We start from the raw sequence: 25,164 nt of genomic DNA on the forward strand, positions 1-25,164 counted from the left end.
GTCGCCATGACCTGATCTCTGCGCAGCGGCGAGCGACCAGCGGCAGGCCGCTCGCCATCGCGCGGGTGGTGCCGGTCACTGCGTGGTGCAGGGCTTACCGTTGAGGGCGAATCCGGTGGGAGCGGCGGTGTTTCCGGTGTGGTTGGCCTGGAAGCCGAAGCTGGTGCTGCCGCCGGGTGCGATGGTGGCGTTGTAGCTCAGGTTCGTGGCCGTCACCGTCCCGGTAGCCGGGCTGATCGTCGCGTTCCAGCTGTTGGTCACGCTCTGCCCGGCTGCGAGGGCGAACGAGAGCGTCCAGCCATTGACGATGGAGGCGCCGGTGTTCGTGACGGTGATGTTCTGCGTCAGTCCCGTGTTCCAGGCGCTGACCGTGTCGGATACCACGCAGGCCGCTGATGACGTGCCGGAGCTCGAGGAACTGGGCGAGGGACTCGATGACGGACTCGGCGAGGCCGAGGCGGACGGGGAACTCGGTGTGGCCGACGGTGTCGAGCCGGCGGCATCAAGGCCGAAGAAGTGGATGGCGTAGGCGGCCATGCCCGCTTCGGGCAGCTGGTGCCCCGCGCCTTGGATGCTATAAGCCTCGACGTCGACCTTGCCCGTGGCATCGGCGTAGCGCCAGCGGGTCCAGCCGGAGACCGGGGTGTCCGTGGACGTCGGGGTCTGACTCAGGCCGAAAACGTTGGTCCACTGCTTGATGTCCTCCTGCAGCAGTTGATACGGCACGAGCGTGTCCGCGGTGCCGTGCCAGAGCTGGATCGGCGGGCGCGGGCCGGTGTAGCCGGGGTCGGCCGCACGAACCTCATCCCCCCACGTCTGGGCGGTGCGCGTCAGGTTTCCGCTGGTGCATTGGCTGCTGCCCGGCGGGTAGTCGGCAGCGTCGGCGAAACAGTCGAACGGCACGCCCATGTAGGCGGCACCGGCCTTGAACACATCCGGATACAGCGCGAGCATCTCGTCGGTCATCATGCCGCCGGAAGAGGAGCCGGTCACGTAGACCCGGCCCGGGTCCCCGCCGTAGTTCTGCTCGGTGTACGTGATCATCGACACGAGCGACACCGGATCGCTGCCGCCGCCGCGGACCTTGGCCGCGGACGACCAGGTGTCCCAGCAGTTGCCGAACCCGGCCTGCTGCGTCGCGGTCGGGTAGATGACGATGAACCCGTACTGGTCGGCCAGGGAGGCGAACTCGCTGCTGGAGTAGAAGCCGGGGCCGGAGCCGCCGCAGCCGTGCAAGGCCAGCACGATCGCGGGATGCGCCGGGCGGCTCGCGGGCACGTAGATGTACATCTGGGCGTTCCCGGGGTTGTTCCCGAAGTTCGTCACCTGGGTCAGACTCGCCGCGGCGGCCTGCGGCGCGGGTCCGATGACGGCGGTCAGGGCGCTGACCACCGCGGCTGCGAACGCGGCCGCGAGTGCGGTGCGGATACGCTTCATCACTCCTCCTGAGCTCGGGTGCCCGGTCGGCTTCGGCCCTTCAGCCGAATACGCGGAGCCCGGACACATCACTCGTGTGCCAGGAAGGTTGCGGCTGGGTCCGGACGCCGTCAAAGCTCCGCACGGACTCACAGCCCGGTCTCCGGAGGGCGACGCGGCCTTCGCGCTGGCTGTCAAGCTTCTTGCTATCAAGCAACTTGATATGCTATCCGGGAAAGTTTCATCGTCCGCGCCGGGCCGTGGCGCTATTCTTGTTCCCGTGAGCTCCCCTCGCGGTCGTGACGCCGTCCGTTCCGCTCCGGCCGCACCGCGGCTCAGCTACTTGGTCTTCCGTTTGGAGCGGCGCATCCGGGGGCGCCTGGATCAGGCGCTGGCCCGGCACGGGGTCACCACGACGGAGTACATGGTCCTGAGCGAACTGCGGCTGCGCGACGGCGCGTCCTCAGCCCAACTGGCCCGCGCCGCCTTCGTCACCCCCCAGGCGATGAATCTGGTCATCCGCGACCTGGAGCGCCGCGGTCTGATCCGGCGTGAAGCGGATCCGCACGGTGGGCGGGTATTGAGTTCCACCCTCTCCCGCGCCGGGAAGACTCTGCTGCGCCGCTGCGACCGCGCACTCGACGAGATCGAAGACGTCATGCTCGCCGACATCGACGAGGAGGACCGCAAGGTCCTGGCCGATCGCCTGGCTCACTTCGCCCACGCGTTGCACGCAGAGCCCGGCGCCGGACAACCGTCGCCGCCACCCCGACGAGATCGTCCGGCCACCGCTTCGTGATGGGATTAGCCGGCGCGGGCACAGATCGCCTCTGACAGTGGCCGTCTCGGCGGCGACAGGGTTCCAGCCACGCTGGTGGTACACGGTGAAGCCGGTGATCGAAAGCGCGGGATGGAGCGGAGGCGGTCCGCGAACACGGCGTGCCCCGGTTCCCCCGACACCGGAGCGGCCCGTTCGAATCGCGCACAGGCGCAGTAGCGGAATTACGGGACGGCGCCCAGACTCCGTCCGGGCGCCGTCGCGTGATCCGTCGTGCGGGACCGTCCTGCGTCAGTTGTCGCTGACTGAGAAGTTGCTGAAGTCGGCCTGTGCCTGCAGGGACGGGCTGTGCGCGGTCACGATCATGCCGGCATCCTCATCGGTCGTGGCACCAGTGAGGGTGATCGCCGAGCCGACCTGGTTCCAGGCCTGATCGTCGGCCGAGTAGTAAGCGCTGACCTGGTCGCCGTCGCGTACAAGGCGCAGCCAGACCGGCGCCGCGACACTGCTCGGGGACTGCACGTCCTGGTCGAGGTAGCCGGGAGTCGAGGCGTCCTGCCACTGGAGTGAGACACCGTTGGACGGGGTGACCACCAGCGCCACGTAACCCTGCGAGCTGCCGGCGCCGGTGACGGCGTCGCGCAGGACGAGACCACCCTTGGTCCAGGCATTGACGTTCTGTAGCGAGTCCACCTCCACGGTGACCGTGGAACTCGGTCCGGCCGCCTGGGGGCTGTAGATCGAGCCGTACTCGTCGTAGTGCTCGCCGCCGGCGCCCCAGATGTCGTTGCCGCCGGCCAGGATCGCGTAGGACCCACCCGACTGGCCGAAGGCCGAGGGCACCGAGCCGTAGCTCTTGAGGCTGGTCAGCGCCCCGGTTTCGGTCAGATTCGTCGAGGCACTGCCCGTGTAGGCGCTGCCCGCGCGGCGGTAGGTCGCGCTCGCGCCGACCGCCGCCTGCGCGATGGGGGCCGAGACGCTCGCCGGCGCGGTCACCGTCCAACTCGCTGTCAGGCTCTCGCCGGGCGGCAGGCTGTGCGGATTCTTCGACGAGGGCGTGACACTCCACCCGGACGGAATTGACAGCGCGAGCCGCAGATCGGACAACGGCCGCTTGGCGAAGTTCTGGATCGTAGCGTCGACCTGCGTCGTGCCGCCGGAGGAGACGGACGCCGAGGCGGGCGTGACCACCAGTCCGGCCGGGGCCGGGATGGTGTCGGCAGAGGTGCGCAGGGACGGTTCGATCCCGGCGTTGTACATCACCTGCTGCGCGGCCAAGGGCCAGTCACCTGAGGCGACCTGCACATTGCCCGTGGCAACGTTGTCGTGCGGGGCTCCGGTGGAGATCTGCGTGGCCCCGTTGTTGTACCAGTTGTCGGAGAAGGTGTTGTCGTCGGTGTTGTTGGTCGAACTGGCGTTGGTAAACGCCCATACGCCAGCGTCCTGTACGACGTTGTCGGTCAGCGTGATGTACCGCGACCCTTCGTCTAGGTAGAGGCCGACCGTGTTGTGATTGTCGTAGATGTAGTTGTCATCGACGACGGCGTTCGGGTTAGCCGAGAGGTTGTAGATGCTGCCGCCGTCGTGGAAGACCTTCTTGGTGCCGTGCACGAGGTTGTCGGTCACGACCGTGTCGGCGAGCGTGGTCGGCGTGGTGTAGATCGGCTGGTAGTTGTACGTGCCGCGGTTGACGTAGTCCTGGCTGCCGCCCGGGTCGTTCATCCCCCAGCCCCAGCCGAAGTCGATGCCGTCGTACGCGAGGTCGGAGACCTCGTTGTGCGTGATGACGGTGTGCGTGGCGTAGGTCGAGAGGATGCCGGACATGTCCTTGTAGTCCTCGGCGACGTTCGTCACCAGGTTGTCGGCGATCGTGACGTTCTGCACGATCATCCCCGGGTTCGACGGGTGGTGCGCGTCGGGCTGCACGCCGCCGGCCACGACGCCCGCACCCGAGTCGTCGGTGAAGGTGTTGTGGTAGACAGTGATGTCGGAAGCGCCCAGGCCCGGCCCGGAGTAGGTCGCGTCGGCATCGTTGCCGATGCCGAGGCCGACCTGTCCGAGGTGCTCGAAGCTGTCGCCGCTGAACGTGATGTCGCTGGCGGCCGAGACCTGTACAGCGGCCGGTATCTGCACCCAACTGTTCCGGGTCGCTTCGAACTGCGTGCATCCCGAGGAGCAGGTGGAGATGAAGTTCGCCGGCTGGGTGTACTGCTGGGCCAGGAAGGTGCCGTTCTGTTGGTCGGCGTAGCCGATCGACGTACCCGGGGTCAGCCAGGTGGTGTATTCGAACCCGATGTTCTTGATTGCCAGATTGGTGACCGGGTCGCTGTAGCTCCCGGAGATCTGCAGGAGTGAGGTCAGCCGGGGCAGCTCGACGTCGAGGTGCTTGGGGCTCTGTCCGGCGGCCGCCTTGTAGTACAGCAGCCCGGCCTGCGGGTCGAGGTACCACTGTCCGGCGCTCTGGACGAACGCGAGGGAGTTCTCGAGCATCAGCGTCCCGCCCGCGAACGGGTGGGCGATGTCGTCGTAGCCCCAGTTGTTGTTGTTCCAGGCCGGTTGCTGCATGGTGACGGTGGTGCCGGAGATCGATTGGACGGGCGCGTACCGGTCCGTGAACGAGTCTTCGCTCTCGACCTCGATCCGGTTCTGCTCGGGCAGCGTCGCTAGGTAGTCGAGCGCGGGGTTGACGATGGTCATTCCGCTGGCGGTCACCTGCACGTCGCTGCGCGCGATGGTGATCGAGGCGCGCGGGGCAAGCGCTCCATTTACGTAGAGCTGCCGGGAGTCCTCGCCCTTGGGCACGTGGGCGACGTAAATGCTCGCCGACTTGTCATAGGTCTGCCAGCCGGTGACCTGCTGTCCGCCGGAGAGCACCGGATGTTGTCCGGGTACGCCCTGCCAGGTGATGGTGTGCCCGTCGCGCCCCGAGTCGGCGCTGGTGAGCGTCAACGGAGCGGCCAGCTGGTAGGTGCCGCCGAGCAGGTCGATCACGACGTTCTCGCGGGTCGAGAGCCCGCGGGCGATCTGCTGGGCCCGGGCGAGTGTGGCTACCGGACGGGCGGCGGTGGCCGGATTGCGGTCGTCACCGCCGGGATCGACGACGAGGGTGGCGGTTGGAGAGGAAGGGGTTGCGGCTTCGGCTGCCGGGGCGCTGAGCCCGAAGCCGGCGAGAGTGGCCACGGCCGCGGCGAGCGCGACAGTGGCCGATCTTGCCTTGGTCTGCATGAGCATCCTTACTCGTGCGGAGACTTGTCAGCGGTGGGCTGACCGGGTCGACGGCGCGAGATCGCCCTCGCGCCGTGCTGGCAGGCCGGGCCGGCCCGCGGTGGCGGGCGGTTTCCGGGCATGCCGGGATCGCTGGCGCGCGTGATGGTGCGCACCGGCGTGTTCGGAGGATTCGATTGACCCGCGGCGGTTTCGCCGCGGCGGAGGGGCGCGGGCTGGGCCGCTCAGCGGCCCAGCCACCCCCCGTCGACGGGGATCAGGGCGCCGTGTACGTAGTCGGACGCCGGCGAGGCGAGGAAGACGGCGAGGCCGCCGAGGTCCTGCGGCCGGCCCCAGCGTCCGGCGGGGATGCGCTCGAGGATCGCGGCGTTGCGCGCGGGATCCTCCCGTAGCGCCCGGGTGTTGTCGGTGGCGATGTAGCCGGGCACGATCGCGTTCACGTTCACCCCGCGCCCGGCCCATTCGTTGGCCAGGGCCCGGGTCAGTCCGGCGATGCCGGATTTCGCGGCGGCGTATCCAGGGACGTTGATGCCGCCCTGGAAGCTGAGCAGCGACGCCGTGAAGATCACCTTGCCGCTCCCCCGGGCGAGCATGCCGCGCCCGATCTCCCGGGTGAGCTGGAACTGGCTGGTCAGATCCACGGTCAGGACGTGGTCCCAGTCCGCGTCGGAGTGCTCGGCGGCCGGGGCGCGAGCGATAGTGCCGGCGTTGTTGATCAGGATGTCGACGGGATGTTCGAGCTCGCCGAGGGTGCGGGCGAGCCGGGCGACGGCCTGCCGGTCGGCGAAGTCGCAGGGCAGGGCGGTGAACTCCCGGCCGGCTTCGCGCACCGCCTGCTCCACGGCGCTCCCACCGGTCTCGAGCTGGGCGCTGACGCCGATGATGTCGGCGCCGGCGTGGGCGAGGGCGGTGGCGAGGGCCAGGCCGATGCCCCGACGCGCGCCGGTGACCACGGCGAGTTTGCCGGTCAGGTCGAAGCCGACCGCGGAGTCGCCGCTCATCGCTGCCCGCCCGAGCAGTCGATGAGCACCTTCATGATGCCCGAGCCGGATTCGAGGGCGGCGAACGCGTCGGCCGCGCGTTCGAGCGGTTCGGTCCGGGAGATCAGCGAGGAAACCGGGATCTCGCCGGCGGCCAGGAGCCAGGCGGCCGCTTCGAAGTCGGCGCGTTCGTAAAGGCGGGCGCCGATCAGGGTCAGTTCGCGCCAGAAGAACCGGTGCAGGTTCACCGGGCGCGGATGGGGGTGGATGGCGACCTGAACGAGGCGGCCGCGGGCGGCCAGAGCGTCGACGGCCGTGGTCACCCCCGCTGCGGCGCCGGAGACTTCGAAAGCCACGGCCGCGCCCGCACCGCCGCTCCAGCGGGTGGCTTCCTCGGTGACCGAAACGGCCGCCGGGTCGAGCACGCGAAGGCCGAGGTTCTCAGCCAGGGTGCGGCGGTGCGGATCCGGTTCGACCAGCAGGACCTCGGCGCCGCCCAGACGGGCGACGAGCCCGATCAGTACACCGATGGGGCCTGCGCCGACCACGAGGGCGTGCTCTCCCGGCTGGAGCCCGGCGCGGGCGACGTCGTGGATCGCCACCGCGGTCGGCTCGACCAGGGCGGCGTGCTCGAGCGGAAGGGTCTCGGGCAGTTTCACCAGGGTGGAGGCCGGCACTGTCCACGAGGTCTGCATCGATCCGGGTGCGTCGATGCCGAGGAAGAGGAGGTTGTGGCAGATGTGGCTGTGCCCGGCACGGCAGGCGGGGCAGGTGCCGCACCAGGAGAGGGGCATCACCGTGACCGGGTCGCCGACCCGGTGTCCCTCGACGCCGTCGCCGATCGCGGCGATCCGCCCGGACATCTCGTGTCCGAGCACCGCCGGGGTGCTCACCCGTGCGTCCATGTCGCCGTGGAAGATGTGCAGGTCGGTGCCGCAGATGCCGGTGTAGGCGACGTCGATGCGGGCCTGCCCGGGACCGGGCGGGGCGGGCACGGCATCATCGACGACGATCGTGCGGGCTCGGGCATACGCGGCGCGGCGGGGGTTCACGCGTCTCCTCCTTCGCTCAAGTGCCATATCTCGGTGAGGTCGGACCAGCGCCCGCCGACCCCGGAGTCGGGCCACGGCGCCTGGCAGGGGTCTGTCAGCTGCCACCAGCGGCGTGTCTCGGGATCCGCGGCGATCGAAGCCATGTCGGCGTCGAAGTCCTGGCCGTCGTATTCGAAGTAGCTGAACAGGGTCTCGCCCCGCAGGAAGATGCTGTAGTTGCGCACCTTCGCCGCGCGCAGTGCGGCCTCGACACCGGGCCACACTTCGCGGTGCAGAGCGAGATACTCCTCGCGGTGTTCGGGTAGCAGCCGTATGGTCTGGGCGATTCGGAGCATGCCGGGTCCTTTCACAGGGTCTCGGCCGGGGCGGGGGTTGTGAGGTAGAGGCGTTCGGCGTTGCCGGCCATCACCGCGGGCGCGGCGCCCGCGTCGTGGCCGTCGACGGCTTCTCGCACGAGGTCGAGCCAGTCGTCGTAGCCGGTCGCCAGAGTCAGGACGGGCCAGTCGCTTCCGAACAGGCAGCGGTCCGTGCCGAAGGTCTCGAGCACGTATGTCAGGGCTTCGATGTAGTAGGCGCGGGGCGTGCCGACCGGCGACTCGGTGACCAGGCCCGAGAGCTTGCACACCACGTGGGGCAGCGTGCTGAGTTCGCGGATCGCGGCGCGCCAGGCGTCGTGGCCGGGGCCGGGGCCGGGCCGGGGCTTGCCGAGGTGGTCGAGCACGATCGTGGTCTGCGGGCACGCTCGTGCCAGCGTGATCAGCTCGGGCAACTGCCGGTCTCTGACGCACGCGTCGAACGGCAGGCCGGATTCGCCGAGCAGCCGGGTGCCCCGCAGCATCGCCGACGAGGCGATGAAGCCGTCGTCCTCGTCCTGCAGGTTGCGGCGCACGCCCACCACGAGCGGGTCGGCTTGGAAGGCGCGCAGTCTCTGTTCGACGTCCGCGTCCTCGATGTCGGCGTGCGCGACGATACCGCGGATCCAATGGCGGGCGGCGGCTTCGCGTCGCACCCACGCGACTTCGTCCGTCGCCTGCCCGGCGACGCGGCCGGCTTCGACCGCGATCACCTCGGGCGGCGCGGTGTGGCCGGAGGCGTAGTCGCACGGGGTGTGCGGACGGTCGAGGATTCCTTCCAGCCACGGGTAGCTCAGCTGGGCGGGATCGATGAAGTGTACGTGGGTGTCGATGACGGCCGCGGTCACAGCGCACCCCCGCCGGGCCGCTGGTTCTCGGGGCGGCCGTTCACCCAGCCTCGGTCCCGGACGGGTGCGAGGATCTGCTCGACCTCCCGCAGCAGATTCGGGTCGGGCGTCTGCTGAGCCCAGTCGAGGCTGGCGCGCACGTTCGCCGGGTCCGCGGAGCCGATCACCGTACTGGCGAACGGCCCGGTGGACACGGAAAACGCGAGCGCGAGCTCGGCGATGTCGGAACCCCGCGCGGCGCAGGCGGCGGCCGCGGCGGCGCAGCGCTCGAGCACTTCCGGCGCCGCCGGATGCCAGGCCGGCGCCCCGCGGGTGGTCAGCGCTCCCATGCCGAGCGGGGAGGCGTTGATCACGGCGACTCCGAGCTCGTCGAACCGGTCGCGCCATGCGGCGAGCCGCCGGTCCTGCAGGGTGTACTGGCAGTAGGACATGACGGTGTCGATCTCGGCGCGTTCGGCGACATAGGCCAGCGCCGGCAGCGGATATCCGGTCACGCCCACGGCGCGCACGGTGCCGGCCTGTTGAAGGGCGCGCAGAGCGGGCAGGGTCTCGTCGATGACCTGGTCGAGGTCGACGAATTCGATGTCGTGGCACTGGACCAGGTCGAGGTAGTTGGTACCCAGCCTCGCGAGAGACTCGTGAACGCTACGCGTCACGCCCTCGGCGCTGAAGTCGAACTCTGCGTCACCGTAGCGACCCACCTTGCTCGCCAGCACATAGCCGGCGCGGGCGATTCCGCGCAGGGCCTTGCCCAGCACGGTTTCCGCGGTGGTGGCGCCGTAGTAGGGCGAGACGTCGATGAAGTTCACCCCGCCGTCGAGCGCGGTGTGCACCGCGTCGATCCCGTCTTGCTCCCGAAAGACGCCGTAGACCGCGCCGAGCGGCGAGGCTCCATATCCGACGACGGATATCTCAAGCCCGGTCTTGCCGAGTACGCGCCTGTTCACCGCGGTTCCCCGGAAGCATCGAACGGGGTGCGGTAGGACGCGGTGTTCGCGCGCAGCTCCATCGCTACAGTCAGGCGTATCCGGGTGGAGCGCGGGAGTATCACGCGCAGCCACGGTCCGTCGGCTTCGATGCTCTCGGTGCTCACATGCGGAGCGCGGTGCCCGTAGTCGTACATGTCGCCGATCCAGGATCCATCGTCGCAGACGGAGTATTCGACCGAACCGATGGCGTGCTCGGCGAAGGCGCCGGCCTGCACGATCAGGGTGTGCGGCTGTTCGGGGTCGAGGTTGACCAGGTCGATGACGGTCGCGGCCGGATCGATGCTGGAGACCAGCGCCGCCACCTGCGGCGGCAGTCCGGGACGGCGGGCGTCCGCGTCGTAGTAGCGCACCCGCGCCTGCTGCAGGCCACCGTTGTAGATCACCTGCGGTCCGCCCCAGGTGAGTTGGACGAGCGCTTCGGTCACCACCGGGTTGGACTGCTGCCACAGGTGGATGTCCTCCTCCGGCACGTCGACGTCCCGGTACGCCTCCACCCGTTGGAGCCGGTGACGCACCTGGGCCTGGGCCGCGGCGAGGATCTTCTCGGGGTAGTCGGGGTGATCGCCGGCCAGGAAGGCGAGCCAGGGCTCTTCGTGTCCGGCCTCCTCTTTGCTGCGGAAGGAACGTACGTTGCGCCAGTCGTATCCGACGCCCTCGCGCAGACGCTCGATGCGCTCGAGGTCGGCGGGATCCGCGGTGTGATGCCAAAGCGCCGTCGGCACGCCCATGAGCATCGGGCTGTAGTCGAACCAGCCGTCATCGCCGTGCCGATAGGGTACGTGCAGCGTCGGCGTGTTGACGTCCTCGACAAGCTGCACCTGCCACTTCGAGCGGATGCTCGAGTCGGCCTGGGCGAAGGTCATGACCTTGCCGTGAGAGATGATCTCGTCGAGCGCGGGACGCACAAGGTCGAGGTACGACTCGTCGCCGGCCACCGAGGCCGCCGCGAGCGCGGCGACGATCGCGGCGTGCCCCACGCTGTACCAGCCGTGCGGCCAGGACCAACCGTAGTGCCCTCCGTACCAGCGGCCGTCGAGCAGGCCTCCGACCGTGCCGTCGGGGGCGACGTTGTCCGGCACGATTCCGTGGTTGGCCTTCGCGCGCTCGAGCCAGGCGCCGACGTACTCGGTGATCCACTGCCGATAACGGTCGTCGCCGGTGAGCAGCAGGGCGTTGTGGATGAGCCCTGCGACGGCCAGGTTCACCACGGTGTCGCCTTCGCCCATGCGCCGGATCATCTCCGTGCTCAGCCGCGGGTCCTCGGCGCGCTCGGGCTCCGGGGCGTCGGGGGGCAGCAGCCAGGCGAGCGGGAAGCCGTACATGTCCGCTTCCTTGGCCAGCCACGGATAGTTGGGGCCGTCGAACAGCCCCTGGCGCTCGAGGTCGCTGCCGTTGTGCGGGCGGCGGACGATTCGGTGTTCGGGGTCGTAGTTGCCGTGGCCGGGATCGACGTAGAGCTCGGCGAAGCGCACGGCCCGCTCACGCCAGCGGTCGGGGTTGGCCATGCACAGGAAGTAGAGCAGCAGCAGGCTTTCGCTCTGGTGGAACCAGTCGTAGCCGCGTTCGTACTCGTCCTGGAGCATGCCCAGCTCAGTCAGCTGCCTCGTCACCCCTTCCCAGTGCTTCTCGCTGGCCGCGAGCAGGTCCGGCGCGCCGCCGAGCAGGTAGAGCTGCGGCCAGTTGAAGAAGACCTCGTAGAAGTCGTCGACCCCGTCCCGCGTGGTCAGCCGGCCGCGGTAGTTCAGCCGCCCGTCCTCACCGGTGAACGCGCGCTCGAACACGCGCCACGCGGTATCGAGCAGGTCGAACAGCTCGCGCTGCGCCAGCGCCCAGCCGGGCGGCTCGAGCAGCGGCACCGAGGCGGTGATGGTGGGATACATCCGGATGACTCTCCATTCCGAAGGCCCCCCGCGCCGGCGGCGACGCGGGGTGTGGTGCAGGTTGCGGTGCGGGTGACGCGGTCGCCGCTATTCCTTGGTGGCGCCGGCGAGCATGCCGGCGACGAGGAACCGCTGCGAGAACAGGAAGACCAGCAGCACCGGCGTGATCGCCAGCAGTGTGGCCAGCGCGAGTTCCGGGCGTTCGACCGCCGCGGTGCCCGCGGTGGGGTTGAACTGGGGGACGTTGTCCAGGAGCGTCCCGAGGCCCACCTGGACGGGGAACTGATCGCTCTGCGGGAGCAGGACGTAGGGCAGGAAGTAGTTGGTCCAGTTCGCCACGAAGCTGAAGAACCCCACGAGCGCGACGACCGGGATGGCCAGCGGCAGCGCGACCCGACGGAAGACCCCGAACTCGGAGCAGCCGTCGAGCCTGGCTGCGTCCAGCAGGTCTCTGGGCAGTGCGGTGCTGAAGTAGATGTACGTCAGGAACACGCCGAAGGGGTAGAACGAGTACGGCAGGATGATCGACCACATCGAGCCGATCAAGTGGACGGCGTTGATCTCGAGGAAGAGCGGCACCACGAGCGTCGCGCTCGGCATCAGCATCACGATCAGCGTGGCGACCAGGAGAGTACGCCGGCCGCGGAACTCGGTCATCGCCAGCGCATAACCCGTTGGCACCGCCACGGCGAGGGTGATCACCAGGGCGAGGAACGCGTAAAGCGCGGAGTTGCGCAGCCACAGGAAGACCGTGTCACCCTGGTAGGCCGTCAACGCGTCCCAGTTCGCCCGCAGACCGTGCCAGGATCCGAACGACAGAGGATTGCCACTGATCAACTGGTCGTCGGTCTTCGTCGCGGCCAGCACCAGCCACAGCACCGGCACGACGAAGAACAGCAGGAAGAACAGCAGCAGGATCGCGGCGAGCGGATTGGGGATCCGGCGGCGCCCGCGGGTGCCGCGCGTCGTGCGCGCGCCTTCGCGCAGGTAGATCGGCACAGGTGGTCGGCGCAGGTCAGTCGGCATCGAAGAACCCCGATCTGGTGACGAAGACGCTCGCGACCACCAATCCGATCACCAGCAGCTCGACAGAGATCGCGGCGGCGGTGTTGACGTTGTTGTTCTGGAACGCGAAGTCGTAGGAGAGCTGGTTGAGCGAGTAGTCTCGCCCGGCCACCCCGTTGCTCGCCTGGGACAGCAGTTCGGGCTCGACGAAGAGCTGAGTGCCGCCGGCGAACGCGAGGATCGCCATGTAGACGATCCACTTGCGCAGCAACGGGATCTGGATGCGGCGCGCGATCTGCCAGGCGTTCGCACCGTCGATCCGCGCGGCTTCGATCATGTCGTGCGGGATGTTGTTGAGCGCGCCGTACATCACCACGATCCAGCCGCCCGCGCCGGTCCAGAACGCGATGATCGTAAGCAGGATCGGGAGGTGTCCCGGCGCGATGACCTGCGCGAAAGTGTCGTATCCGAGGCCGCGCAGGAGGAACCCGGCGGGGCTGACCGCCGGGTCGAGCATGAACAGCCACACCATCACGCTCGCCGCGCCGGCCAGCGCGCCGGGAATGTAGTAGACGAAGCGCAACACCTTGCTGAGCGGGCGCGCGGCGAGCCGGTGCAGCACGAGTGAGAGCCCGACGACGAACACCACCAGCGAGACCAGCCAGAACACCAGGTACAGCCCGATGTGCGTGATCGCGGGAACGAAGCGGAAGTCGGAGGCGGCCGCGGTGAAGTTCGACAGACCCGCGAAGGTGTCGCCTGCATTCGTGAAGGCGAAGTAGACCGCGTACACCGTGGGCACGACGCCGAAGGCGATCAGCAGAAGGGTGTAGGCGGCGACGAATCCGTGCCCGGCCCGTCCGGGCCACAGCGCGCGCCGGGTGGCGGGCGCTGTGGTCCGAACGGTGGTCGATGCCGTGCTCGTCACTTCTGGGTCACCTGGTAGCCGTCGGCCTGCGCGTAGTTCGCCACCTGGCTCTGCCAGGCCGGCAGCAGGGAGGCGATGGTCTTACCCGCGTTCATCCCGGGCAATACCGCCGCGGCCCAGATCGCCTCCTGGCTGAACTGCGGGTAGCCCCAGCCGGACCACACCTCGTTCGCCGCGGTCTGGAGGACACTGCTGACGTCGCCGGCGTAGTACTTGGAGGAGGCCTGGTTCGCCAGCCAGGTCTTGGCCGCCGGCGCGTAGGCCGGGTAGCCCGGGGCCAGCTTGCCCTGGTAGTCGTCCGACGTGGTCACCCAGGTCAGGAAGGCCGTGGCCGCCTTGAGGTTCTTGCTGTGTGCCGAGAGCAGCCAGGTGCCGCCGCCGACGTTGCCGACCGTCGGGCTCTCCCCCGGCCACTGCGGCATCGCCGCCGCGGAGATCTGTCCGGCCGGAGTCTTGAAGGTCGACTGGAACAGCGCGCCGCCGTACCACGCCGGCCCCGGCAGCATCAGGATCTTGCTCGCCTCGTTCTTGTCGAAATCGGAGCTGAACACGCTCGACTTCGACATCGTGCCGTCGGCCAGCAGCGCGTCGAGCACCGAGGCCATCCGCGTGCAGTTCGCGCTCTTCGCATCGACGGTCACGGCCTTCGGGCTGGTGACCTGGTTGGCGCCGCACTTGCTCGCCCACATGAAGATCTCGGGAGTGAAGTTGTCCCCGGCCGAACCCACGATGTAGCCCGGATGCTGAGCGGCGACCTGCTCACCGAGCTGCTGGTACTGCGCCCACGTCGTCGGCAGACTGTAGCCCCACTGCTTCATCAACGCGGCGTTGTACCACAGCACCGTCTGGGACAAGTCGTTGCGCAGACAGTAGACCGTGCCATCCACCGAGCACGGCTCATTCGCGTTCGTCGCCCAACCCGACAGCGTCGATGACGGTATCAGGCCCTTGTTCAGTGGCGCCGCGAACCCTTCCGGCACCGCCCAGGACGCCTCGTTGTTCTGCGAGGAGAAGACCACGTCCGGCCAGCCCTTGCCGGTCCGGTTGAACAGACCCACCTTCGTCTGCAGGTAGTTCGAGCCGTTCGCATCCCCGTCATAGGTGACGATGTCCATCTTCACCGACGGGTTTTCCTTCTGATACAGCTGAGCCGCCGGCAGCCGGTCCGAATCCACCCACACCGTCAACGTCCCACCGGTCTGCGCAGCCTGGGTGAACCCGTCCGAGACACTCCCGCCACCGCCGCCACCACCGTTACCGCATGCACTCGCCGCGGCCAACACCAGCGCGCCGCCCAGCGCGGCACTGAGCATCCTGCCCCGCAGGACTCGGGGCGCACGCCCCGCGCGCTCGCGGATCTTCCTTGTCATGAGCAACTCCACTACGTTGTGGCGCCCGCCGCTGCGGCGGGCTTGAAACGCAAGATATGTAGGACTCATCAGATCTGGGACACGGCGCTGTTCCACGCAGCGCCCACCCATTCCAGGCCCCGCATCCGCGGAAACTCGGCCGGTGCCTCGGTGATCTATAAAAGGCTCTCGGCGGCGCCACGTCAAGACAATGTGCGTGCCTATTTTTCAGATGTTCCTCCGATGAGCACTGTCGGTGCGTCCGTTTCACCCATGTTTGATCCACCTGAGCTGGTTTCTATCAGCCGATAAGTACGACACATCTTGACCAAGATCGGTACGACTCATAGACTTCACGCACCGAACATCAGCCCTACGTTCAGGTGGGACCTGACCGAGAAGGAGGCGCGGTGGACCGCGAAACCACGAGAGCCGCTGCACAGGCGCCTGCCGGTCAGGACGCCGCCGGGCAGAGCCAGTACCGGCCGGGCTACGAGTTGGTGGCCGAGCAGATCCTCGAGCTGATCAATGGTGCGGGCCTACGCCCGGGTGATCGGATGCCGACGGAGAACGAACTGGCCGCCCGACTCGGCACCAGCCGCACCGTCGTACGCGAAGCTGTGAAGATCCTCTCCGCCATCGGCCGGGTCCGCGCCCACAAAGGCCGCGGCCTGTACGTCGCCGACGACGATGGCGTGCTCGGCGCCACCCGCCGGGAAGGCTTCTTTCTGCCGACCGACCTCGACCACGTGTACATGCTCTTCGAATTCCGCAGAGTCCAGGAATCGGCGGCCAGCCGCCTCGCCGCCACCCGCGCCACCCCGCCCGAACTCCAAGCCATCGAAGCCGCCGCCGACATGTGCCACCGAGCACACGCCACCGGCGACACAGAACTCTGGAACCAGGGCGACGACCAATTTCACCTCAGCATCGCCGCGGCCGCGCACAACCCATTCCTGGTCTCCACGGTGCGCGAAGCCCGCAGGCTGGTCAGACAATCGAGCACGATCGGCCTGCAGGGCACACTCGGCGGACACGTCGAAGGAGCGCTCCAAGAACACACCGCCATCTACGAAGCCATCCGCACCGGCAACGCCGAAGCCGCCGCCCAAGCCGCCGCCATCCACCTCGACAACACCCTCGAGGACTACCGACGCGAAATCCAACGCCGCGTCTTCGGCTAGAGCCAGTGCGATCCCGGAACTCGCCGCAGGACGCAAGCCACTGCCGACCGCGAAGGAGCTCTACCTTGATCTCCGCTGCACCGCAACGCACATCACCCGCGGACCCGGACCTCGAGCGATTGGCCGCCTGCGCGGTGGTGCCGTTGATCGTCATCGACGACGCCCGTCACGCCGAGCCTCTGGCCGACGCGCTGATCGCCGGAGGCCTGCACTGCGCCGAGATCACGTTGCGCACCGATGCCGCCATACCCGCGCTCCGCGCGATCGCCCGTCACGGCGGCCTGCTGGCCGGAGCCGGAACCGTGCTCGCGCCCGACCAAGTCGAACCATGCCTGGACGCCGGAGCTTCCCCGCCGAACAGGTCGACGGGCTCGCCGCCCTCGAGGCGATCGCCGCGGCCATCCCCGGCGTCGCCTTCGTGCCCACGGGAGGGATCACCGGGGAGAATGCCGACGCTTATCTCGCCAGCCCGCACGTACTGGCGGTCGGCGGCGGTCGGACAGTTCCCCGTGCCCTGATCGCCGACGCCGCATGGGACGAGATCCGGACGCGTGCCGACCACGCATCGGCGTTGGCTGACCTGGCCGCAGGACTGCCGCGGTGAAGCACCCCGATCGGCACAGCCTGGTGACCTTCGGCGCGACCATGGGCCTGATCAGCGCGTCCGGAATCGGGCGCCTGGAGCCCGACCCCGCCTTCAGCTACGGAATCGGAGGCGCGGAGAGCAACGTCGCGATCGGTGTGGCACGCCTCGGCGGGTTCGCAGGAGTCGAAGAAGCCGAGCTGATCCTCGGACGCTCCGGCTCATCGGAAGATCTCGCGCGGGCGCTGGCCGACCTCGGCCCCCGCCCAGGCCGTGATCAAGGATGGCGCTCGCGGGGCGACGGCGGTGATCGACGTCCGTACCTACCGCGCGCCCGCACTGACCGTGCAAGTGGTCGATCCGGTCGGCGCCGGCTACCTCGCCGACCAGCTCGTCGGCCGCTCGCCGGAAGACAGGCTGGGAACCGCGGTCGCCGCCGGTGCCCACGCCGTCGGCGTTCCCGGGGACTGCGAAGGCCCGCCCATCCGCGAGGAACTGAGCACCCTCGGCAGCGCCGCCGACGTCCTACGTTGAATGGCGATCCGCCGCACACAGTCACCGCTCCCGGCGTCGATGAACACTGCATCGGTCGGGGCGCTCCATGTAAGCACCGTGCCGCGGCCCGGTCTCGGGCCGGGCTCGATGTGAAGCTGCCCTCAAGTTCGCAGGCTCGTTGCTCGAGATCAGCCAGCCCGCTGCGGTCGGGGCCGAGGCCCAGAAAGACGCCGCCCGTGTGAGGGCCCTTACGCCCGCCGGCGGCGAGCCACGCGCGGCTGCGCCCAGACCCGACCGACGGCCGAGCCGCTGCGGCCGGAGTCGTCGAAGCAAGCCCGGACACCCGTAGGCCGTGTAATTTTCTCAGCTCGAGGCGCCGTGTGGTGGGCGAATCGCAGCGCCGGACGCCTTTCGGTTGACCCGGACGACGGTGTCCGTAGCTTTGTGATCAACGGCGGCAGCTGCCGCATCGGACACAAGGTGGTCCCGGGAGCGCCGCGACCTGCGCCCAGCACCGAGACAACGCCTCCCATCCTCGAAGGACAGCCCATGTGGAATCCCTTGAAACGGTTGCGCACCGTGCTGGCCGCCACGGTCGGCGTCGCGCTGCTCTCCACCGCCATGGCGGCCGGTCCGGCGCAGGCCGCGACGACGCTCGGCTCCGGGTACTGGCACACGAGCGGCCGGCAGATCCTCGATTCGGCCAATCAGCCGGTGCGTATCGCAGGGGTCAACTGGTTCGGCTTCGAGACGTCGAACTACGTCGCGCACGGCCTATGGAGCCGTGACTACAAGAGCATGATCGACCAGATGAAGTCGTTGGGATACAACACGATCCGGCTGCCCTACAGCGACGACATCTTCAAGAACACCATGCCGCAGAGCATCAACTACTCCGGTGGCATGAACGCGGACCTCTCGGGCCTGAACTCGCTCCAGGTCATGGACAAGATCGTCGACTATGCGGGCGCCGTCGGCCTCAAGGTCATCCTGGACCGGCACCGGCCCGACTCCAGCGGCCAGTCGGCGCTGTGGTACACCAGCGCGGTCCCCGAGTCCACCTGGATCTCGGACATGAAAGCGCTGGCCACCCGGTACCTGAACAACCCCGCGGTGATCGGCATCGATCTGCACAACGAACCGCACGACCCGGCCTGCTGGGGCTGCGGCGACGTCACCACGGACTGGCGCTTGGCCGCGGAGCGAGGCGGCAACGCGGTGCTCTCGGTCAACCCGAATCTGCTGATCTTCGTCGAGGGCGTCCAGACCTTCAACGGCCAGTCCGACTGGTGGGGCGGCAACCTGGCGGGCGTCGCGCAGTACCCGGTCGTCCTGAACGTCGCGAACCGCGTCGTCTACTCGCCGCACGACTACGCCACCAGCGTCGCGCAGCAGTCCTGGTTCACCGACCCGACGTTCCCGAACAACATGCCGGGCATCTGGGACACCTACTGGGGCTACATCTTCAAGCAGAACATCGCCCCGGTCTGGCTCGGCGAGTTCGGCACCACGCTGACCGCCACCACGGACCAGACCTGGCTCAAGACCCTGGTGACCTACCTCCGGCCGACCAGCCAGTACGGCGGCGACACCTTCTCGTGGACGTTCTGGTCCTGGAACCCGGACTCGGGCGACACCGGCGGAATCCTGAAGGACGACTGGCAGACCGTCGACACGGTCAAGGACGGCTACCTGGCCAGTATCAAAGCGCCGGGCTTCGGCGGCGGCACCACCACGGGCGGCGACTCCACTCCCCCGGCGGTCCCGACCGGCCTGTCCGTGACCGGCACGACTTCCTCGAGCGTCTCGCTGTCCTGGGCGCCCTCGACCGACAACGTCGCCGTCACCGGCTACCAGGTCTTCCGCAACGGTACGCAGGTCGGCTCACCCACGGGCACGACGTTCACCGACACGGGCCTGACACCGGGAACCGCGTACTCCTACCAGGTCCTGGCCTTCGACGCGGCAGCCAACTTCTCGGCGAAGTCCACCGCCGTCTCCGCCACCACGGCCAGCGCCACCGCCTCGGGCTGCTCGGCGAGCTGGCACATCGACAGCAGTTGGGGCGGCGGCTTCAACGTCACCGTCACGGTGACCAACACGAGCACGACCAAGACGACCGCGGGCTGGTCGGTCGGCTGGACCTGGTCCGGCGGCCAGAGCGTGGCCAGCATGTGGAACGCCGTGAGCGCCGTCTCGGGCAGCAACGAGACCGCGACGAACGAGCCGTACAACGGCGCGCTCGCCCCCGGCGCCGCCACCAGCTTCGGTTTCCAGGCCACCGGCGGCTCGGCCACCCCGGCCCTCTCCTGCACCGCGAGCTGACCCTGACGAATATCGAGGAGTGCTGATTTGCAAGTGCACTAGGGCCGCGCTGACGGCCAGACGGTCGGCCCGCGCAGCGCAGCGCGGGCCGACCCTGCTTTCGCCCCGCTTCGAACCTGACCGAGGCCACAGCGGAAATGCGCAGCCACGCGAAGGCCATGCCGCTCACTCTTCCTCGGCGAGGCCGGTCGCGCCAGTAGCACTGGTCCACCGGACGCCACGGCAAAGACTGTCATCGCTCTTTTACGTCCATGTGGGCGTTTCTTCCCGCCCGCGAACACGACGGCTCGCTGACCGCCATCGGATCGCAGACAGCGCCCGGCACCGTCGGCGGCTAGGGCATCGTCGCATCCTGACAGGTGACGCCCGCGAGCCGGTAACCGCAGTTTCGCGCGTACCGGCTCGTCCCATCTGTCGGCGATGTTCGCCGGCTCCACCCCGACTCCGAGGCACAGATGCTTCGGTCGCGGACGCCGGCAACCGGTGACGCACCTCGCTCGCTACGCGAGCGCGATCTGTTCGAGGATCTGCTGAATTGGGCGGGACTCGGGCCGGCGGGCAGCGGCGTCATCGCCTCCGGCCTGATTCGCGTATGAGGACAGCCGGCGTGCCGGGAGACCGAGGTTCGACGAAAATTGCGCGAGCGGGCGCGGAAGGACCCGCTGAAGTTCACAGGAAAGCGCCTGACTTGGTCAAGGATATGAGACTGCTGCTCGGACCCGAAGGGATACGGGTCGCGCGAGGGAGGCTCAGTCTTTAACGGAACCGGCCAGCATGCCCGTGACCAGGAACCGCTGGGAGAAGAGGAACACCGTCACCACGGGGGTGGTCGCCAGCAAGGTGGCGAGCGCGAGTTCCGGACGCGCGATGGACATGGACGTGAGGCCAACTTGAATCGGGAACTGGGTGCTCTGCGGCAACAGCACGTAGGGCAGGAAGTAGGTGGTCCAGTTGGTGACGAAGCTGAAGAAGCCGACGAGCGCGACGACCGGCATCGCGAGCGGCAGCACCACCCGGCGGAAGGCGCCGAATTCCGTGCAGCCGTCGAGCCGCGCGGCCTCAAGCAGCGATCCGGGAACCGCCGTGTCGAAGTAGATGTACGCCAGATAGACACCGAAAGGGTAGAACGAAAAGGGCAGGATGATCGACCATATCGTGCCGATCAGGTGTACGGCGTTGACCTCCAGGAACAGCGGCACGACCAACGTCGTGCTGGGCATCAGCATGACGACCAGAGTCGAAACGAGCAGCGTGCGCCGCCCCGGGAAGTCCGTCCGCGCCAGCGCGTAGCCGACGGGAATGGACACTGTGAGGGTGATGGCCAGCGCGGCGAACGAGTAGACGGCGGAGTTGCGCAGCCATAGGAAGACCGTGCCGTCCTGATATCTGGTCAGCGCGTCCCAGTTGGCTTGCAGAGTGTGCCAGGAGCCGAAGGAGAGTGGCTTGGCATTCACAAGCTGGTACTCCGTCTTCGTGGCAGCCAATAGCAGCCAGAGCACCGGCAGACCGAAGAAGACGGCGAACAACAGCAGTACCACCACGGCCACGGGATTGCGCCCGGTGCGCCCGGTGCGGCGCCGTCGGGTGCGCGCGGCGTCCCGTCGCCGCACGTGCGCGGTCGGCACGGGTGCGTCAACGCGGGGCTCATTCGACATCGAAGAGCTCCGACCTGGCGCCGAACACCGCCGCGCCCTCGAGCCGCACCGAAAGCGCTGCCACCGAGGCCGCAGCGGCAGCCTGGACTTCGTCGCCGCGAGCCGCGAGCCGGTGCGGGGACGAGCCCGACGCCGCACACGAAGGGGGACGCGAGGGCACGCCCGCGAACTGGCCCGCTCCGCCCACACCCGTTGCTCGTATTGCGTGTTTCAAGCCGACTCCGACCAGATTGCGGCGCAAGGACAGCCGATCGCCCCGCGGCCACGGCGAGCAAGGTGTCTGATTTAACTCTTCCACGCGGCCGACCCTGGACGATCGCACGGCCGCAGGTCCAGCCACCTTCCGGATGAGTCGCTTTGATACGACATCAATTAAACCGGACGTGCCGCGCCGCCAGACTGGCGGCGCGGCACGTCCGGCTGGGCACGGCAGCCACGCCGCGCCCAGCCGGCGGACTCTGGTCGCCCGGGGCCCGGCCGTCAGCCGGGCGACCTACCGGCCCCCAAGCGTGCGCGGTTACTGCCGGGACCACTTCTGGTTGCTCTTACCGTTGCAGGTCCAGATCTCCACCGCGGTGCCGTTGGCCGTGCCTCCGCCTGTCGCATCCAGGCACAGCCCGGACCCGCGGCCGACCACCGTGCCGTCCGAGTTCAGGGTCCATTGCTGGTTCGCACCGCCGTTGCAGTCCCAGATCTCGACCCGGGTGCCCGCGCTCGTCGCGTTGTTCGGCACGTCGAGGCACTTGTTGCCGTAGACCTGAAGCTCGCCGTTGGACTGGTACGCCCACTGCTGATTGCTGCCGCCGTCGCAGTCCCAGATATCCAGCAGCGTGCCGTTGGCCGTGGCCAGGCCGGGCACGTCCAGACACCGGTTGGAGGCTGCGCCACGCAACACGCCGGTACTGCCACCGCCACCGCCGCTGCCGGCTGGTGTGATGACGAGGTGGTAGCCGTATGCGGCGTTCATGGAGCTGACCGGTACGGTGACGGAGCCGTTGGCCACGGTGTAGGTCGTCTGGGAGACGGTGGTGGGTGCCGAGACCGCGACGGTGCGCCCGGGCGAGGGGGTGTACTGGAGGGTGGCGGTGACCTGGGAGCTGCCGGAGAACCCGGCGAGCGCGTTGAGACCGTTGACGGTGACGGCGGTCGAGCCGCTGCCGCCGCCGAAGACGACGTTGACCTGGTTCTGCGCGGAGGGCACGGAGGCGGCGCCGTCGAGCGAGCCCGACGGGGTGGTGGTGACCATGTTTCCGGTCATCGACCCGTACCAGTCATAGAGCCAGTAGGCGCCGTTCGGGGAGCCTCCCTGTCCGGTCAGCAGGTCGCCCAGGGCCCCGGACTGGTTCCAGAACGCGAGCTCCGCGTTGTTGATGCCGAGGCGCTCGAACTGCGCGATGTAGCCGACGAGGTCACCGGGAATGCCGACCTGGGAGGGGGCGGCGTACTCCTCGATCGCGATCGGGCGAGGGCTGATGCCCAGGCTCGACTCGAGGCCTTGCACGGTCGCGACGTCCCCGGCGATCTTGCCGGAGGACTCGAGCTCGTGCCAGGAGATGATGTCCGGGACGGTGTTGGTGGCCACCGCGTTCTGCAGGAAGCTCTGCATCCCGGAGATGTTGTCCGAGTAGCTCGGCCCCTGGATCGGCACGCCCGGGGCGAGCGAGCGGACCTGGTTGAAGGTCTTGGTCCAGAACGCGTTGAAGGTCCCGTTGGACGTGAGCCAGGTGTTGTCCGGCTCGTTCCACAGCTCGTAGGAGGTCAGGTTCGTGATGCCGGATGCCTTGATCTCGCTGATCTGGGTGGAGACCACCGAGGACCAGTTCGACGCGTTGTACTGATACGGCCAGCCGGCGTAGTAGTCCGAGAGGCGGTCGACCACCTTCGCCCCGGCCTTCGCCGCCTCGCCGGCCACTTTCAGGATGTCGCCGGTCGCCTGCTGCTTGCCGCCGGCCGCCATCTGCACGAACGTGTTCGGGTGCAACGGCTCGACCAGGCTGTCCGCCGGCACCGTCGCCGTCGCCAGACCGTAGAGCGAACCGGTCGCGACATGCGTGACCGGACGGAACGACTGGTTCGCCGCCACCACCAACGTCGGAGTGGAGGCCGCCGCGGCCTGCGGAATCGGGCCCACGGCCAACACCCCCGCCACGAGCAACACGGCGAGCCCGGGCGCCGCGTGGGATATACGCATGAAAGGTCACCTCCTGAGAGAGGCCGTGTCAGCGCGGGCCTGTATCGGACATAGGGGCCGTACAAGCCGGCCTCCGCCCGAAACCGAGCCGACAAAGCAAACGATTTCTCCCGCAAGGTAGGGCCAGATCCTGCAATAGTCAACGATTAAAGCCCCGTGATGCCGCCCCCAGGGCCAGTAAAGAAAAGTTGGGGAAACCGTTTACCTCGCTATGCGCCCAGTCGGCGGCGGTGCCAAGCGCAGACTCCTGCGAAAGAAGCAGTCCGACTCGGGCACCCTGGGAACCGGAACGGTCCCGCTCAGAACGGATACGCAAGAGCACCCGGGTTCCTGAGCGGACGTCGCCGGGGTAGGTAGGCCGGATCGGTGCTGGACCTGGGCCTGCTGCTCGTTCGGGTGAACTCCGCCCGGTTCTGAGGACTCCTCGCCGTAGATGGCCGATCCTCGATTGAGGCGAGAGTTCTTCACTCTCGGTGAACTCAGGAGGCGTGGGTTGGGCCTGGCTCTCGTCAAGAATCTCCGCGAAGCCCGTGCCCCGCTCGGCGCGGAGGAGATCGAGGAGTTCGAGACGGACGTGCTAGCCGGGTTCGTCCTGGCCCGGGCGGCGGCCGGGCTCGTCGACAGCACGATCCGCAACGACGTCAGCCACCTGGAACAGGTCAGGGGCTGGTTCGAGCGGCCCTTGTGGGATATGCAGCCCGCGGATGCCGACGCCTACTTCGGCAAGGTACTGCGGCAGGCCAAGCCCTCGACCCGCACCAGCCGCGCCGGGGCGCTGAGCGTGTACTTCGAGTTCCTGGAGCTGCGACACAAGGTCGAGATCTACAATCTGACCGGCCGGGTCGTGGAGTGCCCGCTCGATGAGATCAACCGTCCTCGCGCGTCGGTCGAGCCACAGCTGCGCATCCCACCGACCGAAGCCGAGATCGACGCGCTGTTCGCCGGCTGGCGCGGGGAGCTGGCGGTGTGCCGAAAGTTCGCCCCGACCGCCCGCAACTACGTTGCCGCCCGCCTGGCGGCCGATGTCGGGGTGCGTATCAACGAGATGCGCATGCTCGACCTCGACGACGTGCGCTGGGAGCTCGGCCACTTCGGCAAGCTCAACGTCCGCCACGGCAAAGGCTCGCGTCGCCGAGGCCCCAAGCCCCGGCTGGTGCCGCTGATCGACGGCGCCGACCGCAACCTGCGCTGGTACATCGAGGACGTCTGGGGCAACTTCGATGTCGACCACACCCTGCCCGGAGCACCGCTGTTCCCCTCCGAGCGCCGCGCGGGAGGCGGCGCGGGACTGCGGGCGACCGCGGACGTCTTCCGCCGTTCGCTCGCCGAGGCGGCCGACGCCTTCCTACCGACATGGGCGGGCCGGCTGACCCCGCACGTGCTGCGGCATTTCTGCGCCAGCCGCTTGTACCTGGGCGGAATGAGCCTGTACGCGATCCAGGAGCTGCTCGGCCACGCCTGGACTGGAACCACGGCCCGCTACGTTCACGTCCACGCCGGACACATCGAGGAGGCCTGGGTGCGCGGCCAACAACGCGCCGACGAACGCTGGAAGGGGTTGACCTCGTGAAATGGAACCTGCGCCTGGCCGCAGCCAACCGCGGCATCTGGAAGGCCAGCGAACTCCAGCACCTGCTGGCCGAGCGCGGCATGGTCATCTCCGCCGGGAAGATGTCCGGGCTGTGGTCCGGCCAGCCCAACGCCGTTAGGTTGGACGAGCTCGACGTGGTGTGCGCCGTGCTCGGCTGCGGGATCGAGGAGTTGCTGATCCCCGAGCCGGAGAAGGTCACCGCGCCAGGTGTCGAGGACGAGTCGACGCCGGCCGCCGTCGGCCAGAACCGGCCGGTGATGCCCAAGCCGCGCGGCATCAGGTCCCTGCCGCCGCGGTGAACTGCGGACACTGCGGCACCCCGCTACCCGAGGCCTCG

At 68.5% G+C, this 25,164-nt stretch carries 19 protein-coding genes and 1 pseudogene; 7 read left to right on the forward strand and 13 right to left on the reverse strand.

Features of this window, described 5'->3' with window-relative positions; genetic code table 11:
- Positions 1-75 precede the first annotated feature (75 nt).
- Positions 76-1,437, reverse strand: a complete 1,362-nt coding sequence (locus ACTRO_RS05575; RefSeq protein WP_034261658.1) for an extracellular catalytic domain type 1 short-chain-length polyhydroxyalkanoate depolymerase — start codon at positions 1,435-1,437, stop codon at positions 76-78.
- A gap of 259 nt (positions 1,438-1,696) precedes the next feature.
- On the opposite strand from ACTRO_RS05575, the gene ACTRO_RS05580 reads away from it, so the two are divergent.
- On the forward strand, positions 1,697-2,215 hold the full coding sequence (locus ACTRO_RS05580; RefSeq protein WP_051450362.1) for a MarR family winged helix-turn-helix transcriptional regulator: 519 nt from the start codon (positions 1,697-1,699) through the stop codon (positions 2,213-2,215).
- A gap of 270 nt (positions 2,216-2,485) precedes the next feature.
- Here the strand turns inward: ACTRO_RS05580 and ACTRO_RS05585 are convergent, their stop codons facing one another.
- From ACTRO_RS05585 to ACTRO_RS05630, 10 genes are all read right to left on the reverse strand, one after another.
- The gene (locus tag ACTRO_RS05585) at positions 2,486-5,419 is read right to left on the reverse strand and encodes an NEW3 domain-containing protein (protein ID WP_169739820.1); all 2,934 of its coding nucleotides are present in this window, start codon (positions 5,417-5,419) and stop codon (positions 2,486-2,488) included.
- A gap of 224 nt (positions 5,420-5,643) precedes the next feature.
- Positions 5,644-6,420 (reverse strand): SDR family oxidoreductase, encoded by a 777-nt coding sequence (locus ACTRO_RS05590; RefSeq protein ID WP_034261660.1) that lies wholly within the window; start codon positions 6,418-6,420, stop codon positions 5,644-5,646.
- A complete protein-coding gene (locus tag ACTRO_RS05595) occupies positions 6,417-7,451 on the reverse strand; it encodes a (R,R)-butanediol dehydrogenase (RefSeq protein WP_034261662.1) in 1,035 nt (344 codons plus the stop codon). The genes ACTRO_RS05590 and ACTRO_RS05595 overlap by 4 nt, the downstream gene beginning before the upstream one ends.
- Positions 7,448-7,786: an L-rhamnose mutarotase gene (locus tag ACTRO_RS05600; RefSeq protein WP_034261664.1), complete on the reverse strand. Its 339-nt coding sequence runs from the start codon at positions 7,784-7,786 to the stop codon at positions 7,448-7,450. The genes ACTRO_RS05595 and ACTRO_RS05600 overlap by 4 nt, the downstream gene beginning before the upstream one ends.
- 11 nt (positions 7,787-7,797) lie before the next feature.
- The gene (locus tag ACTRO_RS05605) at positions 7,798-8,652 is read right to left on the reverse strand and encodes an amidohydrolase family protein (protein WP_034261666.1); all 855 of its coding nucleotides are present in this window, start codon (positions 8,650-8,652) and stop codon (positions 7,798-7,800) included.
- Positions 8,649-9,599 carry an aldo/keto reductase gene (locus tag ACTRO_RS05610; RefSeq protein ID WP_034261668.1) on the reverse strand — a complete coding sequence of 317 codons (951 nt, stop codon included), beginning with the start codon at positions 9,597-9,599 and terminating at the stop codon, positions 8,649-8,651. The genes ACTRO_RS05605 and ACTRO_RS05610 overlap by 4 nt, the downstream gene beginning before the upstream one ends.
- On the reverse strand, positions 9,596-11,521 hold the full coding sequence (locus ACTRO_RS05615) for a DUF8034 domain-containing protein (protein ID WP_034261670.1): 1,926 nt from the start codon (positions 11,519-11,521) through the stop codon (positions 9,596-9,598). The genes ACTRO_RS05610 and ACTRO_RS05615 overlap by 4 nt, the downstream gene beginning before the upstream one ends.
- An 87-nt stretch (positions 11,522-11,608) precedes the next feature.
- On the reverse strand, positions 11,609-12,547 hold the full coding sequence (locus ACTRO_RS05620; RefSeq protein WP_084315991.1) for a carbohydrate ABC transporter permease: 939 nt from the start codon (positions 12,545-12,547) through the stop codon (positions 11,609-11,611).
- Entirely contained in the window at positions 12,537-13,397 is an 861-nt protein-coding gene (locus ACTRO_RS05625; protein WP_342673746.1) for a carbohydrate ABC transporter permease, read from the reverse strand. Before ACTRO_RS05625 ends, ACTRO_RS05620 begins: the two co-directional genes overlap by 11 nt.
- 53 nt (positions 13,398-13,450) lie before the next feature.
- Positions 13,451-14,824 (reverse strand): ABC transporter substrate-binding protein, encoded by a 1,374-nt coding sequence (locus ACTRO_RS05630; protein ID WP_211244112.1) that lies wholly within the window; start codon positions 14,822-14,824, stop codon positions 13,451-13,453.
- Between the two features lie 479 nt (positions 14,825-15,303).
- Here ACTRO_RS05630 and ACTRO_RS05635 point away from each other — a divergent pair, with 479 nt between their 5' ends.
- The 4 genes and pseudogenes from ACTRO_RS05635 (at position 15,304) to ACTRO_RS05655 (ending at position 19,390) form a co-directional block, all read left to right on the forward strand.
- Complete coding sequence (locus tag ACTRO_RS05635; RefSeq protein ID WP_034273282.1) at positions 15,304-15,987, forward strand: FCD domain-containing protein; 684 nt, start codon at positions 15,304-15,306, stop codon at positions 15,985-15,987.
- 137 nt (positions 15,988-16,124) lie between these two features.
- Positions 16,125-16,591, forward strand: a pseudogene (locus ACTRO_RS50735) (beta/alpha barrel domain-containing protein).
- A gap of 285 nt (positions 16,592-16,876) precedes the next feature.
- Complete coding sequence (locus ACTRO_RS48625; RefSeq protein WP_034261680.1) at positions 16,877-17,104, forward strand: hypothetical protein; 228 nt, start codon at positions 16,877-16,879, stop codon at positions 17,102-17,104.
- Between the two features lie 510 nt (positions 17,105-17,614).
- The gene (locus ACTRO_RS05655) at positions 17,615-19,390 is read left to right on the forward strand and encodes a cellulase family glycosylhydrolase (protein ID WP_034261682.1); all 1,776 of its coding nucleotides are present in this window, start codon (positions 17,615-17,617) and stop codon (positions 19,388-19,390) included.
- Between the two features lie 749 nt (positions 19,391-20,139).
- Here the strand turns inward: ACTRO_RS05655 and ACTRO_RS05660 are convergent.
- Together ACTRO_RS05660 and ACTRO_RS05670 are read right to left on the reverse strand one after the other, a co-directional pair.
- Positions 20,140-21,045: a carbohydrate ABC transporter permease gene (locus ACTRO_RS05660; RefSeq protein ID WP_084315992.1), complete on the reverse strand. Its 906-nt coding sequence runs from the start codon at positions 21,043-21,045 to the stop codon at positions 20,140-20,142.
- Positions 21,046-21,562: 517 nt separating this feature from the next.
- Positions 21,563-23,236 (reverse strand): ricin-type beta-trefoil lectin domain protein, encoded by a 1,674-nt coding sequence (locus ACTRO_RS05670; protein WP_051450364.1) that lies wholly within the window; start codon positions 23,234-23,236, stop codon positions 21,563-21,565.
- 493 nt (positions 23,237-23,729) lie between these two features.
- Between ACTRO_RS05670 and ACTRO_RS05675 the strand changes: the two genes are divergently transcribed.
- Both ACTRO_RS05675 and ACTRO_RS05680 read left to right on the forward strand, forming a co-directional pair.
- A complete protein-coding gene (locus ACTRO_RS05675; protein WP_034261689.1) occupies positions 23,730-24,806 on the forward strand; it encodes a tyrosine-type recombinase/integrase in 1,077 nt (358 codons plus the stop codon).
- Positions 24,803-25,126 carry a helix-turn-helix domain-containing protein gene (locus ACTRO_RS05680; protein ID WP_034261692.1) on the forward strand — a complete coding sequence of 108 codons (324 nt, stop codon included), beginning with the start codon at positions 24,803-24,805 and terminating at the stop codon, positions 25,124-25,126. Before ACTRO_RS05675 ends, ACTRO_RS05680 begins: the two co-directional genes overlap by 4 nt.
- The last annotated feature ends 38 nt before the right edge of the window (positions 25,127-25,164 follow it).

Source organism: Actinospica robiniae DSM 44927 (assembly GCF_000504285.1).
In the GTDB taxonomy this organism is placed as follows: Bacteria; Actinomycetota; Actinomycetes; order Streptomycetales; family Catenulisporaceae; genus Actinospica; species Actinospica robiniae.